General features: G+C 44.5%; 18 protein-coding genes. All 18 read right to left on the bottom strand.

Going from position 1 to position 17,350, the window contains the following annotated elements; genetic code table 11:
* Positions 1-273 precede the first annotated feature (273 nt).
* Positions 274-1,374 (bottom strand): toxic anion resistance protein, encoded by a 1,101-nt coding sequence (locus MHH49_RS08180; RefSeq protein ID WP_036687432.1) that lies wholly within the window; start codon positions 1,372-1,374, stop codon positions 274-276.
* An 11-nt stretch (positions 1,375-1,385) separates the two neighbouring features.
* Positions 1,386-2,093: a hypothetical protein gene (locus MHH49_RS08185; protein WP_076224902.1), complete on the bottom strand. Its 708-nt coding sequence runs from the start codon at positions 2,091-2,093 to the stop codon at positions 1,386-1,388.
* Between the two features lie 34 nt (positions 2,094-2,127).
* On the bottom strand, positions 2,128-3,183 hold the full coding sequence (locus MHH49_RS08190) for an ATP-grasp domain-containing protein (RefSeq protein WP_036687430.1): 1,056 nt from the start codon (positions 3,181-3,183) through the stop codon (positions 2,128-2,130).
* Positions 3,180-4,013: an HAD family hydrolase gene (locus MHH49_RS08195; RefSeq protein ID WP_036687429.1), complete on the bottom strand. Its 834-nt coding sequence runs from the start codon at positions 4,011-4,013 to the stop codon at positions 3,180-3,182. Before MHH49_RS08195 ends, MHH49_RS08190 begins: the two co-directional genes overlap by 4 nt.
* Positions 4,010-5,161, bottom strand: coding sequence for a cysteine protease StiP family protein (locus MHH49_RS08200; protein ID WP_341138084.1), 1,152 nt, complete (start codon positions 5,159-5,161; stop codon positions 4,010-4,012). The genes MHH49_RS08195 and MHH49_RS08200 overlap by 4 nt, the downstream gene beginning before the upstream one ends.
* Positions 5,142-6,584 carry a phosphoribosyltransferase family protein gene (locus tag MHH49_RS08205; RefSeq protein WP_081386972.1) on the bottom strand — a complete coding sequence of 481 codons (1,443 nt, stop codon included), beginning with the start codon at positions 6,582-6,584 and terminating at the stop codon, positions 5,142-5,144. The genes MHH49_RS08200 and MHH49_RS08205 overlap by 20 nt, the downstream gene beginning before the upstream one ends.
* Positions 6,529-7,737: an HpcH/HpaI aldolase/citrate lyase family protein gene (locus MHH49_RS08210; RefSeq protein WP_235219550.1), complete on the bottom strand. Its 1,209-nt coding sequence runs from the start codon at positions 7,735-7,737 to the stop codon at positions 6,529-6,531. The genes MHH49_RS08205 and MHH49_RS08210 overlap by 56 nt, the downstream gene beginning before the upstream one ends.
* Before the next feature lie 224 nt (positions 7,738-7,961).
* A complete protein-coding gene (locus tag MHH49_RS08215; protein WP_036687425.1) occupies positions 7,962-8,702 on the bottom strand; it encodes a TerC family protein in 741 nt (246 codons plus the stop codon).
* Positions 8,703-8,729: 27 nt separating this feature from the next.
* Entirely contained in the window at positions 8,730-10,010 is a 1,281-nt protein-coding gene (locus MHH49_RS08220) for a TerD family protein (protein ID WP_038568304.1), read from the bottom strand.
* Positions 10,011-10,143: 133 nt separating this feature from the next.
* Positions 10,144-10,725, bottom strand: a complete 582-nt coding sequence (locus tag MHH49_RS08225; protein ID WP_036687422.1) for a TerD family protein — start codon at positions 10,723-10,725, stop codon at positions 10,144-10,146.
* 56 nt (positions 10,726-10,781) lie between these two features.
* Entirely contained in the window at positions 10,782-11,357 is a 576-nt protein-coding gene (locus MHH49_RS08230) for a TerD family protein (RefSeq protein WP_036687420.1), read from the bottom strand.
* A gap of 29 nt (positions 11,358-11,386) precedes the next feature.
* Positions 11,387-11,983, bottom strand: coding sequence for a TerD family protein (locus tag MHH49_RS08235; protein ID WP_076124695.1), 597 nt, complete (start codon positions 11,981-11,983; stop codon positions 11,387-11,389).
* 124 nt (positions 11,984-12,107) lie between these two features.
* Positions 12,108-12,554, bottom strand: coding sequence for a tellurite resistance TerB family protein (locus tag MHH49_RS08240; RefSeq protein WP_076185595.1), 447 nt, complete (start codon positions 12,552-12,554; stop codon positions 12,108-12,110).
* Between the two features lie 156 nt (positions 12,555-12,710).
* Positions 12,711-13,433 (bottom strand): amino acid ABC transporter ATP-binding protein, encoded by a 723-nt coding sequence (locus MHH49_RS08245; RefSeq protein ID WP_076220274.1) that lies wholly within the window; start codon positions 13,431-13,433, stop codon positions 12,711-12,713.
* A gap of 10 nt (positions 13,434-13,443) precedes the next feature.
* Positions 13,444-14,094: an amino acid ABC transporter permease gene (locus tag MHH49_RS08250; RefSeq protein ID WP_076124698.1), complete on the bottom strand. Its 651-nt coding sequence runs from the start codon at positions 14,092-14,094 to the stop codon at positions 13,444-13,446.
* 93 nt (positions 14,095-14,187) lie between these two features.
* Entirely contained in the window at positions 14,188-14,997 is an 810-nt protein-coding gene (locus MHH49_RS08255) for a transporter substrate-binding domain-containing protein (protein WP_076134895.1), read from the bottom strand.
* A gap of 231 nt (positions 14,998-15,228) precedes the next feature.
* Entirely contained in the window at positions 15,229-16,104 is an 876-nt protein-coding gene (gene aguB / locus MHH49_RS08260) for an N-carbamoylputrescine amidase (RefSeq protein ID WP_036687411.1), read from the bottom strand.
* Positions 16,105-16,158: 54 nt separating this feature from the next.
* On the bottom strand, positions 16,159-17,187 hold the full coding sequence (locus tag MHH49_RS08265) for an agmatine deiminase family protein (protein ID WP_038568299.1): 1,029 nt from the start codon (positions 17,185-17,187) through the stop codon (positions 16,159-16,161).
* Positions 17,188-17,350: the final 163 nt, after the last annotated feature.

Raw genomic sequence — 17,350 nt, forward strand, 5'->3', positions numbered from 1 at the left:
TACCTCTTGCTAATTGTCTTCATTGATTTTAGCAATGGCTTCTGCTTTTTCACTGCTGGCGACGATGATAAGCACGAGTATCAAACAGCCTAAAACCATAGCCTATCCCCACTTCCTCCACATGTAGTCTTGTGACAACTTATGTATGTGGATAGGGCTTTATGTTTGGCTACAGCAAACTTCGTTTGATTAGACCAAAAAAAGCAGAGCAGCGAGCCCCCAGAAACGAAGGCTCGCTGCTCTGCTATATTTTTACGGTCTTTTTTTAACTAATTAGTTCAAGAAACTGCTCAGTTGGCTCTCTGCTTCACCTTGTTTCAGCGCCTCAGGCTTGTCCGCTTCATTGAGACCTAGACGATTGCCCAATTGGGTATTGATCGTCGTCATTTTGGATGTATAATCCTGGCAGCTCTCGATAATACGACGGTTTGACTGTTCCGAAGTGTCTAATGCGCTAAGCAGATCGCCGATCGCTTGATTCACGGCTTCCATAGACATGGAAGGTTTGGATAGAAGCTCGGTCGTTTTTTCTGTAGTCGTACGCAGCAAGCGTGCATTTTCTTTAAACTGATCTTCAATCGTCTTATTTGTTGCTTCTACAGCATTGATAACATTCTCCTGATCGGCCAGCGACATCGCAATCATTGCCGACACTGTGATCAGATTAGAGGTCTTATCAATCGCATTATTCACGGAATCGATCAGTTTATCATTATTGTCATTGATGATATCTGTAGCAGCGATCGCTTGATTGTACAATAGAATCATCTCTGTCATGGACTGAATACGAACCATCACTTTACGTAGACCACGCTCCAGATAAGCTTTACGGAACTCATTCTCAGGCTTCGCAATCTCCACCTCGAACAGCTCTTTTAGCTTATTGCCGAAGGCAATTTTGGTCTGCAGGTTATAGATCTCCTCCATAGAGGTACGTTTCAGCTGGCGCATATTTACAATACTCTCTTCGAGGGTATCCCTGCCGTCGCGTAGACCGGTAACAATCGCATCAATATTCGTGCGGACAGACTGATATTTGTACACATAGTTCTTCATCGGACTCTTCCGCAGCATTTTGCCGAAAAAGCTAACATTCTTACTCTGTTGCAGATTTTCACACTCATTCCGCAGCTTCATAATCATGTTAGGCACTTCAACACGCTTACCGGACATCAGGTCATTTACCGGACGATCCAGCAGTTTGAGGGTTTGGCCTGCTTTTTCCTGCGTCTTCACCCCAAGCTTCCCGATATCATCCATTAAAGAATCCAACGTGACGGTATCTGTTTGGGATACCTTCTCGATCAATTGTGCCGCTTCTTCGACTACCTTTTGTTCATCTTCTTTTTTTAATTGGATCAACTGCGTGGACATGGGTTTCCCTCCTATAATTCGGAACTGCTATACCGCTGATGAATCAGTTCCGCCTTCGTCTGAAGTTCCATCAGGTCTTTATGTTCGATCGTCGAAGCAATATCCGATATTTTGGAATCAACATCTCTTAGACCGTTCAGCAGCGTTCTCCGATTCTTCGTCTTTGCTTCACCACTTAGGCGCAAAAATGGGTTAATCACACCATTCAAATCCTTCAGAATCAATCTGCGGACCGTGTGATTAATATCGCCATTATTGAGCTCCTGCAGCAGCGGAATTACACGTTGAAGTCTCGCAAAAAGCGCCAGTGATTTCTCGACAATTTCATTGTCCAGTGTATCCTTCTGCCCCTCGGAGATAATCATATCTTCCAGAATGCTAAGATACTCAACTACCGGAGCAAATTCCGGTCCAATCTTCGTTGGTTCGGCCTCAGTTCTACCACTATTGCCCGGATTACCTGGTGCAGCATTATTTGCCGCACTATTTAATTGCGGAGCATTTGCAGAGGGAGCTGGAGCAATAGGTACCGTCTCTGGACCTGCTGGCAGCACCTCAGCCGGAAGGTTGGTTCTCGGACTTCTCGTTGCAAGAACCCCTACAGCAGCACCTGCTACAGGCAACAGCAAGGAGAGTAACTCAGGCAGAAAAGAGCTCGTTAATACAGCGACAACATAGCCAATACCGGCATACAGCAATATTTTCGATTTAAATTTAATTTTTCTCACCTCTTGTGAGCGAGATTGCGAACGCTCAATTCACGGGATCCGAAATTACGGATTCGCCGTTTATTTTCATAATTAGCGGCTGCTCTACATGGCTGGCAAGCACATTATCGCCGAACTCCGCAGGCTGGACCTCTCCGCCGAGTGCACTTTTGACAGCCAGGTATGGAAAGTTAATTCCAGACAGACAAGAAATATGAAGACCTCCAGACATCCGGGGGTTAATCTCCAGCAGTTTAGGAATTCCACCACTATACTTCATTTGAATATTGAAATTGAAAGGTATTTTATATACCTCTGCTACCCGAGAAGCAATCTCCTCCAGCTCCGGAATATGCTCCATCAGCCGCAGACGGCCACCAGCTTTACGACGGGGCACAGCCGCTAACAGTCTGCCGTTCTCATCTGACAAGCAATCTATACTGTATTCATAACCTTCCAGCAATTCCATCACCATAAGTTCAGGGAATGTAGCTTCACTTCCCAGAATACGATAAGCCTCTTCGAAGGATATCAGCGGTGTTACATGACCAAACAGCTCCTGCAGAGGACTACGTGTGTTATCAATGATACGGAAGCCGAGGCCCCCCTCTGTCTCCGTAGGTTTAAAGCATACGCGATGCCCTTTGGCTACAAGATCATGATAAGCCTCTTTGAACTGCTCTGCTGTACTGACCACATGATAATCAGGAATTGTCATAATCCCGGTTTCCTTAACACTTTCGTAGAACTTACCCTTATCCATGATGGTCTCCAACAAGTCCAAATCTCTACAGACCAGAACCTTGGTACCAATCGCATCAAACATAGCAGCATGCAAAGCTATATCCAGCATATGTAACCGTGGAATAAAGATATCGATCTCATTGCGGCGACAGAAATCCACACAAAATTGAACATATTCTATTCCAGTCAGTGCCGGTTCAGTCCCAGCAACATCAGCCCCTTGAAGTGACATATGGTGAATATCTGGGTGCGTGGCGAAGATTTGTACAGGAACGCCATCCTCATTATTGCGGATGAGATTCATATAATGGTAAGCGACGGAAAACCAGCGATTGAAATAAATGTTTACCTTTTTCATAGTGGCCCAACTCCCAATACGGTTAAGTTATTATAGATCATGTTTACATACTGTAGAATTTCATCACCAGCAAAAACACCCGCTTGCTTCGTAAAGGGATACCTTGATTTTACAAGACCACTTTGCTGCTCTGCAAATATTTCTCCATGACAAGGAGCAATCGCATAGTCCGCACTTTCTAGTAAACTCTTATCCAACAAGGAATCTCCCGATGCTACCATCGGTTCTGACCGAACCGTCCGGCGTACATGAACAATCGCATCACTTTTATTTACAGCGGCAGGAACGACATATAGCTTGCGCCCTTGTAAGGATACCCGCCAGCCCAAATCGTATAATCGCTCTGCCAGATTCGTAATCTCATCCATAGGTAATAAATCACGCACTACCACAAAGGTATAGAATAAATCATCACAATACCGCTCACTAATGATCCATTCCTCGTGCACTACAGACCTAACGTGCATTCTAACTTCTTCTGCCGCAGCCGATTCATTTTGAACAAGCCTGCCCACAGAAGCTCTCCAGCTCTTATCCACTTCGCCACCAATCAGAATATTCCCGCCATTACTAGTAATCGCGTAGTCTGGAATAATCGTGTCTTGAAACAGATTAATACGCTTATACTGCGCGATTGTACGTGTTGTAACGGGCATAAAGATAATACGGGAAGTAAGCTCCATCAGATCAGCCAATGCTTTTTGGGAAATGTATGAAACCGTCTTGCCATCCACAACCTCCGCAGGAACCAGGCCCGGAGTATTCTCCGGGACACCAATTGCATTTAGGGAATAGATTAACGTTCGGTCCAAATCACTGGCATAGATCATTCCGTCTCACCTCTCAGCGGTTTAATAATTCCGCAACAGGAATAGGTGAGTCCAGGGAATACTTCTACTGGAACCCCCCTATCCTCTGCTAAGAGAATAATATGACGGAGATTTGGATTATCCATAGTATCGACAAGAATCTTCCACGGTACTCTGCGCAGCAGCACTCGGGTTGTTTCTCCGACTCCGGGCTTGACCAAATTGATGTTATCTATGCCGAACACTTCTTGAATACTCTGAATATCACACAGCCCCTGCCATGTAATTTCTGGCGGGGATTGCTGCATCTGTTCAGCAATCGCTTGTGCTTCTTCCGCAACGGAGGAGAAATACGGGCAGATCGCCGCAATGAATACATTAGATACATCCGTATCGAGCCATTCCTTGTAGAATTTAGCCCCATGGAATTCTTCCGGACCGATTAAATCGTCGCGCAGCACTGTCCGGCTCATCAGCCCTGAGACCGTAGAATTGAGGCATGCACTAGGAATAAGATAATCCTCTCTAGTACCGAACGTGCCTGAACAGTTCCCGGGATCAGCCAATACGGCCAGGTCATCATTTAGCCGAATGCCATATTTCTCATACAGGCTGTTGCACGCTTCAATCAATACCTGGCGAATAGCTCCTTTCCCCGTCCATCCATCGACAAACTGCAAATCAGCGTCAAGCCCGTGCTTTTGCAGAATATAGAGGATTGCGTTCTCATCAATCCCCTTGCCCCGAATGATAGAGATACTATAATGCGGCAAATCAGCATCATATCGCTCTTGGATATAACGCTTAATCAGTACACCAATTGGTGTTCCCGCTCTTGCCAAAGAGACTAACACCGTATCAAGTCCCCGTTGAGCGACAATCATCTCAGAGACTACCGCTACTGCTAGAGCGACCTTCTCCGCAGATTGCTCCAGCGTCTCGTGAAATAACTCAATATACTGCTCAGTAGGCTGATATTCCACGGGCAGCATCTCAGAGTAATGTACACCTGATTGAATGGCGGCCTCTCTTTCGTCAGTCGCCCGCTCCAGTGAAACATCACTCAGATCCTTAAGCAAAAATATAACATCTGATGGAGAATAGCTGCCTAGCGGAACCGGTTCGGCTATACTTCTGTTTAGAATTTCTTCAGTTACTGTTCCCTTCATTGGTAGGGCCTCCACTTCTTCTTTCCGAGGTCAGTACAATAAGATGCACTTTATGGCGGGCCAGTTTCTTCAGTATATCAAGCATAGGTTTCATACGTTCATGCGGTACATCACGCTCAATCAGCACAAATATATCATCGTATTGATCAGGAGCTACATTATAGATAAAGTTTGTGATCTCCGGGTCGCCGGCTGAAGGATAGGCAGCAGCACTATGCACCCCATAATCCGGTCGACGCTCAGGGTGGATTGGACTTCTAGTGGAAGACTGATAAGCAATCCCTTCCCCCATTTCCGCCGCCACTCTCATCGGAAGATACATAAATTCCCCTACGCCCATTACCAAGGCTTTCTGTCCTCTACGCAATTGCCGCAGCTGTTCAGCTATTCGCTTCACACCCTGATCAAGCCCCGGATTATCCTGCGACACAATTCCGAAACGTCCACTATATTTCATATACGGCGCTGTGTTAATCTCACCATATGAATCGATAGAGGATACCTCCAGTCGTTCCATTCCATCTGGAGCATAAGTGGTTACAACCTCACACTCTACAGCAGCCTCTCTATCCAGCTGCTCTGTATCCTTATTAAATACTGGTGAACCTATCACTTCAATATTCCCTTGCAGCAGACATAACGACTTAATGCGAATCCCCAGCTCCTGCTCAAGATCACTATAGCGTTGAAGATTGCTGCCGCTTCTCCAGTCCAGAAGAGAGACTACCACATATTCCTCCCGCGGGAACTTTGACTGAATATCCCGAATCGTATTGATCGCGGTTTTCCCAGTCGTTATCTCGTCATCTACCAATATAATAGGCTCTGTCCCAGATAAGAGTTCGGTATCCAAGGCATAACATAGATGATCAACCGCATGAGAGTGTTCTTCTACAAAACTTACAACAGACTCCAAATCAGGAATATGCTCACGCGTAGTATGAATATATGATGCCTGCTCAGCAAAGATGTTGTACACACTGTGACCCAGTGCAGTTGCCGTTTCTGCGAATCCAATAAAAACCACAGGCTTGGGCAAAACCAGCTGGGCCGCTAGCAAATGTTGATAGGCTTCCTTAGCAAATTCAGGATGAATCAGCCCATGAACCGCCATATCCAATAACTCTGTCATACGATCACTGTCCACGGAATCACCGTTCATCTCCTGATATAACAGCAGCGCCAACGCTGCTCCGCTTAGAAGTGAAGTATACGGATCGACGGGGATATGCTTGCCAAGCACCTTACTGACAAACAGAAAAGTCCGCTTTTTATTAATTCGCGCCGCCATAGAGAATAAAGAATCCAGAGGCATATGAAAGGGGTTAAAGGTTTCGGTTACATTCACTTGCAGGTTCTCGACTATGTTATACGTGCGTAAATTCGTTTTCGGGTAATAATCCGACAAAATGCTGTTGTTCATGTAACACCCCGTATATTTGAGATCGTAGTAAAGTTCGTCTTGCCCAATTGAGATGGGGCTTAATTTCATTCATTTTATTAAAATATTGACTCTTAAACACGCCCAAACTGCCATCATTACTTTCTACAATGCTTAAAGCATCAACGTATTCCTCATGCATAACCGTATACATCGCCTGAACAGGTCTGAGGTGAGAAGGATGGATAATCGTCTTGCCTACAATTCCATTCTCTTTATCTAAAATAACCTCACGAATTAGCCCGTCTACACTGCTCGAAATATAGCTATTCCGCATATCACGGCCGTTTTTGCCGTAAGTATCCTCAAATGGCGTCTGCCGTAGCTGCGGCCGGAGAACTCGATGGCCTTTATTCGCAAAATACTCCCAGACGGGTCCTGAGATCACATATCCCTCTTCAACCCGCCCAAACACATTGATAATGTCCGAGATACAGTCACGAATAGGAGTAAGATCATAAATACTAACATCAGGACTGCGACGCAGTCCGAACAGACTGGAGAAATCCGTTGCCCCAATTCTAACGTTTAGGACAAGTTCACGGTAATTACGGAGTAAATCACGGATAGATAGCAGACTGTCCACTCGACTTTCCCGATAAATAATAGGTGCAGTTTCCAAGATTGGCATCCCGTAAAGCACAGGATCATTATAACCACGCGTATTGTTGTACTCAGCTAACGTTTCAAAATATTGAATTCCATTGTCCACAGAGAACTTAGGAAAAACAAACCCTGTTAACATCGTTACCAAGGATCCCAAGCGGAAAATCATTTGCCGGAGTTGGTCCGGGTTACGTACTCGTATAAAAAGAAGCGGGAGGCTGTTTGCCGAATCCAGCTCATTTTCTGCGTAAGCAGCTAGATAAATAAGATGCTGGATAATAGACTCCTCTGCATTGTCAACCTGGTCATCTCCGATTGCGTCCTCCAGATCTATAATAACCGTCACCAGACCTGCATTCTTGAGCTTAATGATGTCTTCTGCAACACTTGCACGGGTAGCCGGCATATAGAGGGCAGCGCCGACAGCGTAGGCTAGCAGTTCCTTGTTCGTGGTATGATCAAATGAGATAGGCGGAGTGTAAAACAAAGAGTTTTCTTGTTCTTTCGTCAGGTAATCGAAGTATCTCAAATCGGTTCCCCCTTATAGTTTTGCGAAGCCAAGCAAAACAAGCGTAGACCTCTCCTCATAGAGAGTGTCAGAACCGGCAATACTGTCCCTTGGGATGGCATCTTGGCTCTCTCAAATATAAGTGAAGGCCTACGCTATAACATATACGATTACCTGAAAGAAGCAGGCGTTTCTATTCTTGCATGATCGGCTCCGACTTCTCTATGGTGCAATTACTTTTTTAATCATGCACTTTTGTGGGCATCTTTTTTCTTACGTCTAGCACTGTAGAGGATCGTACCCACGAATACCGCTATAAGGATTGTAAAGAATACGACATGCGGCAATTCAAAGCCAAAAGCACCCGCTAGCATCTTACCCGCAATAATGGCGATAAGCAGGAACGCTGCCTGTTCCAATTCAGGGAATTTATCAATAAGCTTCAAGAATACCTGCGCCACTCCGCGCATCATCAGAACTCCTAATATACCACCCATAAAGAGAACCCAAACCTGATCGCTAAGTCCAAATGCAGCAATGACACTGTCAATACTGAAAGCAATATCCATTAATTCAACAAGGAGAACCGTCTTCCAAAAAGAAGTGCCTTTATTCTCCGTATGCTCTTCGCCACTGCCCTTAAATAAACCTTTATATGCGATATAAAAGAGATACAGTGCACCAAGAACCTTAACCAAAGTAAACTTAATAAGAAATGTCCCTAGTCCAATGGCCAGGAATCTGAACAAATAAGCCCCTAAGATACCGTAGAAAAGTGCCTTTTTCTGCTGCTCCTTAGGTAGATGCTTAACCATAACGGCAAGCACAAGCGCATTATCTGCAGAGAGCAAACCTTCTAGTAGAATTAAGCTTCCGATAATCCCCCAGCTCACAGGATCAGAGAGCGTGCCTACTACATCACTCCATGAGAAAAAATGCCCGTAATTCTCACTAATATTTCTAAAAAAATCTGCGAACCAATCCATTACACTTTGCGCCTCCGGTAAAATCGATTATTTGCTGCCCGCAACCCAGCGCAGCCCCCATCCATAGGCTTCATCCATCTCACGATGACCACTGTAATATTGCACCAGCCGTTCAACACTAAATGTTTCATTGCTTACATTCCGGAATAACGCAATGGCACACATCCCTTTTCGGTTGTTATGCTCGTCCAAATTTACAATGATATCAGGTCCTCCGCCTTGTTTGATGGTGACAACCCCATCGGCCTCCGACCAGTTGGTTACCCCTTTATAAATAAAGGAAAACACTAGAATGCGTTCAATCTCGGAAATTTTGATACCATTTATACGCAAATTCTCACCAGTAGTTACGGAGCCTGTACGATCATCCCCATCAAGCATGACATAAGGAGGTTGATTTAAGGAGCCAAAGGCATTGCCTAACGCTTGTACCACTCCTTTACTGCCATTCTTCAGTTCATACAGACAAGCAAGATCTAGATCTACGCCATTTTTACGACTAAAGAGTCCGCCCTGTTTCTGGTTCCAGTTGAGATTAATCAACACTTCCCCTAAATCACCACTGGCTGATTTTTTCAAATTGATGGAATCGCCTTTTTTCTTCAGCTCGATTTTCTTCAAGTTGAGATTTATTGGCGAAGGCGGAGGTGTGGGTGGAGGGCTCTCTTCACGTTTCACTGGCTGCGCAGGCGGCGTTGCGAAGATTTGTGGTGGAATCTGCGGCTTAACCTCCGGCTGTGGAGCAGCAGGAGCAGGCTCCTCATTCGCTTCAATACCAAAGTTGCTGCATATCTCTTTCAAACCTCCGGCAAACCCCGCTGCAATGGCACTGAACTTCCATTCACTGTTATATCTATATAATTCCCCTACCACAATGGCCGTTTCCACGGAGAAAAGATTGTCGAGATCACATCGGAGCAGTTCCGCACCTGTTACTTGATTCAGAATCCGAAAATAGGCCTGACTTACTTGCCCAAAACTTTGACCCCTTTTCTCCCCATCATAGATGGTAAGTGTAAAGGCAATCTTCATCACATCGGAAGGAATCTTATCCAATTGAACTTCGAATTGCTTGCGGTCATTGAATCCTGGCACATCCTTATACCTAATATAAGAAGTGGCTGGATTATTATAAAATATTAAATCCTCGTCTTTACTTACCTTACCCTCTGATCCAAGCAGGAAAGCAGAGCTATCAATCTCCAGAGCAGCCGGAGCATTCCAGCCGATTTCTACGATTATAGAATGAAGTCCAGCATTGCCTTTGGTCAGATCAGCTTTTTGCCCTTTGACTACGTTAACACTCATTCTTACGCCACCTTTATAAATGGAGTAAACCAACCCATAATTTTGTAAAAAAGAACCCCACAAAGTGGAGTCTGTACTGCTCTAAATATTTAGAAAAAGGGCAGGATCGGTAATGACCCCGCCCACTTGGATGCTATTGCGCGTCCAGTCCATAGTTTCTGCATAAAGCGCTTAGACCGCCGGCAAAGCCACTTCCAATCGCCTGGAACTTCCAATCCGCACCATTGCGGTAGAACTCACAGAATACAACAGCTGTTTCAGTTGAGAAGTCTTCACCCAGATCAAAGCGAAGCACTTCACGATCATTAGAAGCATCTACCACACGTACAAAGGCATTGGAGACTTGTCCAAAGTTTTGTGCCCGAGTTTCGTAATCATAGATCGTTACCGTTATTCCGATGCGCTGAATATGAGCAGGGATTTTGCTGAAGTCAACAACAATCTGCTCATCATCTCCGTCCCCCTCACCCGTACGGTTATCCCCCGTATGAGTCAAAGAACCTGCGCCACCCGAGGGATTATTGTAGAATACAAAATCATCGGAGCCCTTGGCTTTACCATCTTCATGCAGTAGAAAGGCTGAAGCATCAAGGTCAAAATCTTGGCCGCCGCTATACTTATTAGTATCCCAGCCCAATCCTACTACTACCTTAGTCAAACCCGGATTAGTCTTGGTAAGATCAATCCGTTGTCCTTTAGAGAGACTGATCGTCACTGACAAAACCTTCCTTCATTATTCATTTGGTTCATCTTTGGCATATACAACGAAATTTATTGCAGGCCGTAGTCGCGAGTCAAACCGCTCAAGCCGTCTTTATAGCCGCTGCCGATGGCATTGAACTTCCACTCTGCACCATTACGATACAGTTCGCCTACAACAACACCAGTTTCAATAGAGAAATCCTCACCGAGGTCGAAACGAATCAGCTCTTCATTGTTCAGATCGTTTACGATACGTACATAAGAACGGGAAACTTGTCCGAAGTTTTGACTTCTTGCTTCAGCATCATAAATTGTAATAGTAAAAGCTACTTTGTCTACATCAGCAGGGATGTTCTGAAGATCCACTTGAACCTGCTCATCATCACCATCGCCTTCACCTGTACGGTTATCGCCAGTATGAACAACAGAAGCATTTTCATTTTGCTTGTTATTGAAAAAAATAAAGTTTGTTTCTTTATCAACTTTACCACTAGCATTGGTCAAAAAGACGGATACGTCCAAATCGAAATCTTTTCCGCCGTCATATTTATTAGTGTCCCAACCAAGACCTACTGTGATTTTGGATAGACCTGGGTTTGTTTTCGTTAAATCGATTTTTTGACCTTTGGATAGATTAATTGCCATGATTACATACCTCTTTTCTTATATTTGGATTATACGTAGCGTTCTGCAAGTTGATTGATATGAGCGGCGTGGCTGCCTTCACCAATTGCAGCGAACTTCCATTCTCCACCTTGGCGGTAAAGCTCTCCACAAATAAGTGCCGTAAAACCTGTGTAGTTGTCTGACAAGTTGAATTTAATCAACTCACTATTCCCGGCAGCATTTATTACCCGAATATACGCTGATTTGATCATTCCAAAATCCTGTTTGCGATTCACCGCATCGTAAATGTTAACGACAACCAGAACCTTGTGAACATCGGCAGGAATGGCTTTCAAATTAACCATGATTTGCTCGTCATCTCCGTCGCCTTCACCCGTCAGATTATCTCCGGAATGAATGACCGAGTTGCAAGGACTTTGCTTGTTGTGGAAGCAGATCAGGTTACCCTTCTTAGTTAGCTTACCATCCTCATTTAATAGCAGTGCTGAGGCATCACAGTCGACATTCGCCTGTTTCTTGACTCCAAAGAATCCCCGCGAGGCTTCAATTGGATCCCAGCCTAAGCCCACAATTACATTGGACAAGCCCGCATTACCTTTAGTCAAATCAATCTTTTGACCTTTTACCAGATTAATTCCAGCCAAATCAACGTACCTCCGTTTCCGATAAAAATCATTATCTGTTAGTCTAGCTTTTAGGTGTTATATCAGTGATACGATAAAGAATAAATTACGTTTCAACGAACTTTTATCTATGACTTCACCTAATTTATAAACTGAATTCGCTAGGGTTTAATCCTAAGACACCACAAATATTCCGCACAACTGCTTTTTCATAATCATCAAAATCACCATCAGCTGATCCAATTGCCGAGCATACGCCCACGATCAGACGGCCCGCTTCTGGTTTGCCGCTAAACTTAGCGATCGCTTTCAAAGCCTCTTGTTTCCCTATTTCCGGAGAGAACTCGAAGTTACTAACATAATGGTTGAATTGAGCAATGACATCTCTCATGTCAAATACCTTCAATTCATTACTTAGATTTATATAGCCGACCATTTTATTCTTCTCTGCATCTTCTATTTTACCGTCAGCCGCAGCAACCAAAGCGCAGCCTGCAACTATCGCGTTCATGAAGTCTTTATTTTTGAATTTTTTCACTTGATCTGTTAGTCCGTTTTTGGTTGTGTTTAACCAGTTTTTAAATGTGCTCATCGTATTTCTCCCTCTATCACTGCAAGATTATGATAACAAAAGATATCCCCAGAGCCTCCTCTCCACGTTCCGACAGATTTTGCATATAAATCCCTGAATTAACCGTTACTCTTCTAATATACCTGATAAAATAACAAGATTCTACTTTCCACTAAATTACAGCACCTTTGATAGAAAGGATCGTGTCCGTTCTTGCATAGGATTTCCGAACAGCTGCTCCGGACTTCCTTCTTCCACAATCTCACCTTGTTCCATGAACAGCACCCGATCCCCCACCTCACGCGCAAAGCCCATTTCATGTGTCACCACGACCATCGTCATCCCCTCACGGGCCAGTTCCTTCATCACCGCCAGCACTTCCCCCACCATCTCCGGGTCAAGCGCTGAGGTTGGTTCGTCAAAGAGCATAATTTGGGGCTCCATAGCCAGCGCCCTTGCAATCGCTACCCGCTGAGCCTGACCCCCAGACAATGAGGCTGGATACATCTCTGCTTTTTCACTTAGACCTACTTTTCGCAGCAGCTCCAGCGCTTTTTGCCGCGCTTTATCCGGAGACCATTTACGCACCTGAACCGGCGCCAGCATAATGTTTTCTATAACCCTCATATGAGGAAATAGATTAAACTGCTGAAACACCATCCCAAGCTCTGTACGGATATCGTTAATCTTCGTACTCGCCGCCATCAAAGAAGTGCCTTCAATTACAATCTCGCCGGCCTGCGGCTGCTCCAGTAAATTAAGGCAACGCAAAAAGGTGGATTTACCCGATCCGGACGGCCCAATAACCACCACTACCTCCTGACTGAAAATATCGATACTTATGTCGGCCAGCACCGTATTTGTTCCAAATGATTTATGTAAGTTCCGTACTGAAATCATAGGCTCCATCCTATTTCAGCCTCCGTTCAACGTAATTCAGCAGCTTGCTAAGAGAATAGGTAAGAATGAAATAAATAAGTGCCGCTGTCAAATAAGGCTCCCATATCCGCAAATATTGCCCTTTCATCGTGTTGGTCCAGTACATTATTTCCGGTGCAGCCACCAAAGCCAGAAGAGAGGAGTCTTTCACAAGCACAATAAACTCGTTACCAAAAGCCGGAACCATCCGTTTGATCGCTTGCGGTAAAATAATAAATCTCATCGCTTGCCGACTAGTCATCCCCAGTGAAATAGCCGCTTCCCGTTGCCCACGATCAACCGACTGAATGCCTGCCCGAAAAATCTCAGCCGAATAAGCAGCCGAATTAAGCGACAGAGCAACAAACGCAGTAATTAGAGCATTGGTTTTGCCGTACAGCGGGGGGATCACTCCAAAGTGAACAATCAGAATCTGCACATACAGTGGTGTTCCTCGAAAAAAATTGATATATGAATGAAAAGGCCAGCGCAAATACCATTTTGGGGCCATTTTGCCAAATCCGATCCCCAGTCCCAAAATAGAGCCAAATAAAATAGAAACTACAGAAATACCGATAGTCAGTAGTGTCCCTTTTAAAAGGACGGGCAAATAATGAATGATAATGTCCATTCTAAAATCCATAGGACTCTCCCCTTCTCTTCTTTATGTCATCTCTCTTTAAAAAAATAAGCATGCGCAATAGCTATCATTACGCATGCTTATTAGGTTTTTTCCTTATTTTGCGTTCAATAAGCTATCCAGGTTAGGTTCTTCGCCGAACCAAGTTTTGTAGATTTCCGCGTACTTTCCGTTTTCCAATACCTTCTTAATAGCCGGATCCAGTTTCGCTTTTAACTCACTGCCCTTAGGGTAAAGAATGCCGTAATATTCCGCTCCGAAATTCTCCGTGTCTACAATCCCCACCAGCTTCTGCTTAGGATTGTTTTTCATGTACTCACGTACAATGGCAATATCCGCTACGACCGCATCGGCTCCGCCGCCATTCAGTTCCATCAATGCCACCGCATTGCTGTCAAAACGTTTCAAGTTAGGGTTGTCGACGCCCATTATTCCGCTCATCAGGTCGTCTGCAGTTGTGGCCCCTTGTATTGCAACTACTTTATCTTTAAGATCAAGTGCATTTTTGATGTCGCTGCCTTCTTTAACCATGATCATATTGGTAGATTCGAAATAAGGGATGGAGTAGTCATAGGTTTCTTTACGTTCATCCGTAATGGATACTGAAGACAGCCCTGCTTGATACTCCGTTCCCTGCTTCACACTTTGAAGCATCGTTTCCCAGCCTGTGTTCGTTACGTCATAGTCTATTCCCGCTTCTTCCATAACTGCCTTAATAAAATCGATGTCGAATCCTTTGATTTTATCCGTGTCCATGTACTCCATAGGAGCGTAGCTGGCATCACTGGCAAACTTAATTTTCTCTGCCGGGGATTCGTTACCAGCTTTACTGTTATTTGCTCCACAACCTACCAATCCAACCACCACCAATGCGATAAAAACTGACATTAAAGCGCGACTTTTTATTGTCATATCTCCATACCCCCTATTTTTGGAAATAACTTAAAGAGATTTTAACAGATTAAAGGATTCATGACAATTAACTTTTCTATTTTATGTAAGGTTATATAACATAATATTATTATTTTATAAGTTTTATACGTACATCACTCTCAAAAAATTACCATCAAACACAAAAAGGCACTGCCAGAGATTGTATTCTCCCTAGCAATGCCTTTAGATTTAACCTTAAACCTATTAAAGTGTGATATCTCCATCATAAGAACCGATCAATTTATACAAATCCGGCCGGCGGTCACGGAAGATTCCCCACTCGATCCGTCCAACTTCCAAAGCATCCAGATCGAATTCGCTTACCAGCACGGTTTGCTCATCACGTCCAGCCTCAACGATTTTATTGCCCTGAGGACCTGCAATGAATGATGAACCGTAGAAATTAATGCTCGAATCCTCATCAATTTCTTCACCAATACGGTTGGAAGCCACGACTGGAATAAGATTAGCAGCTGCATGTCCAAGCATACAGGTCTGCCAATGATCCTTGGAATCGATCGATCCATCCTGCGGTTCAGAACCAATAGCCGTTGGATAGAACAGAATTTCTGCTCCCATCAGGCTCATTACTCTAGCCGCTTCTGGATACCATTGATCCCAGCAGATACCTACGCCAATCTTGGCATAACGAGTGTTCCATACCTTAAAGCCAGTATCTCCCGGATTAAAGTAGAACTTCTCTTCATAACCTGGGCCATCTGGAATATGACTCTTGCGGTATTTACCAAGCACCGTTCCATCAGCATCGATTACAGCAAGTGAATTGTAACGCGCGTAATTCTTTTTCTCATAAAAACTAATTGGCAGCACCACTTGCAGCTCCTTGGCTACTGCTTTGAAATGATTAATCGCCTTGTTATGCTCAAGCTCTGTTGCGTATGCGTAATAATCAGCTTTCTCTTTTTGACAGAAATACGGAGTCTCAAACAGCTCCTGCAGCAAAATTATTTGCGCACCCTGTGCTGCCGCTTCTCTGACCAATGTCTCGGCTTTGCTGATATTCTCATCAATATTGCTGGAACAACTCATTTGTGTCGCAGCTACTTTTACATTTCTCAAGAATCTGTCCTCCTTGTATATAAATGTCCCTTTGGACGTTTAGTTTCCTTCAAATTATTGCTGTGCAGGCATTTGCTGCGTAGTGCAATGTACATTCCCGCCTTCGGTGATAACGGCCATTCCGTTAACTGTACGAATCTTGCGATCCGGGAACAAACCAGCGAGCACTTTCTCAGCAAGTGTATCCGTTTCTGTTGCGGTGCCGCCAAACACAGGCAAGATAATTCCGCCGTTCACGAAATAAAAGTTCAAATAACTGAGCGTCAGACGACTGCCGTCATGATCGACCCGTGGTGGCTGCTGAATCTTGATAATCTCCAGCTTACGCCCTTTGGCATCTGTAGCGTTCTCCAGAATACGCAGATTTTCTTGCGTAATCTCATAGTTCTCATCCTGCGGGTCCTCACAGACCTGGATAATAACTTTGCCTGGTGCAGCAAAACAAGCAATATTATCAACGTGACCATCGGTTTCATCGCCGCTAAGGCCACGTCTCAGCCAGATAATAGCTTCTGTACCTGTATAGTTCCGCACGTACTCTTCGATCTCTTCGCGCTTCAGCTCCGGGTTGCGGTTTAGGTTAAGCAGACACTCTTCTGTAGTAAGCAAAGTGCCTTCTCCATCCGTATGAATCGAGCCACCCTCCATCACAAGCGGTGCATCAAAACGGGTGATCTGTGCATGCTCCAGAATCTGCGGAGCCACTTCGTCATCCAGATCCCAAGGTGAATATTTACCGCCCCAAGCATTAAACTTCCAGTTCACACCTGCCATTTGTCCTTCTTTATTAACAATAAAGGTAGGTCCGTTATCACGCAGCCAAGCATCGCTATGCGCAATAGGCAGCAGCGTTACATTCGGTCCGCCGACCAGATGTTCTACCCGCTCCACGTCCTCCGGGTTCACAATGACCGTGATCGGTTCAAACTCGGCGATGGCTGTGATAATGTCAGCATAACCTTGACACACTGACTCGTGGTTGTCCGGGAAACACATAGATTCCTGCACCGGCCAGGAGATAAAAGTACGTTCATGCTTGCCCCATTCCGGTGGCATTGTATAGTTCAAATCTTTAGGATTCATGTGTTAACTACCTTTACTAATATATTTGGAGCCATTCCTGCCCTTAAAACTCCTTCCTCATCATACAATAATATGTTCTAGTGCTCAATTCCCTGGGACATTAATAATGTTGGAAGGAATTTTTTTTCGCAGCCCCCATTTTACAGTTAAAAAATTTAAGTTT

Origin of the sequence: Paenibacillus sp. FSL F4-0122, assembly GCF_038002845.1 — a bacterium.
Taxonomy (GTDB): Bacteria; Bacillota; Bacilli; order Paenibacillales; family Paenibacillaceae; genus Paenibacillus_AQ; species Paenibacillus_AQ odorifer.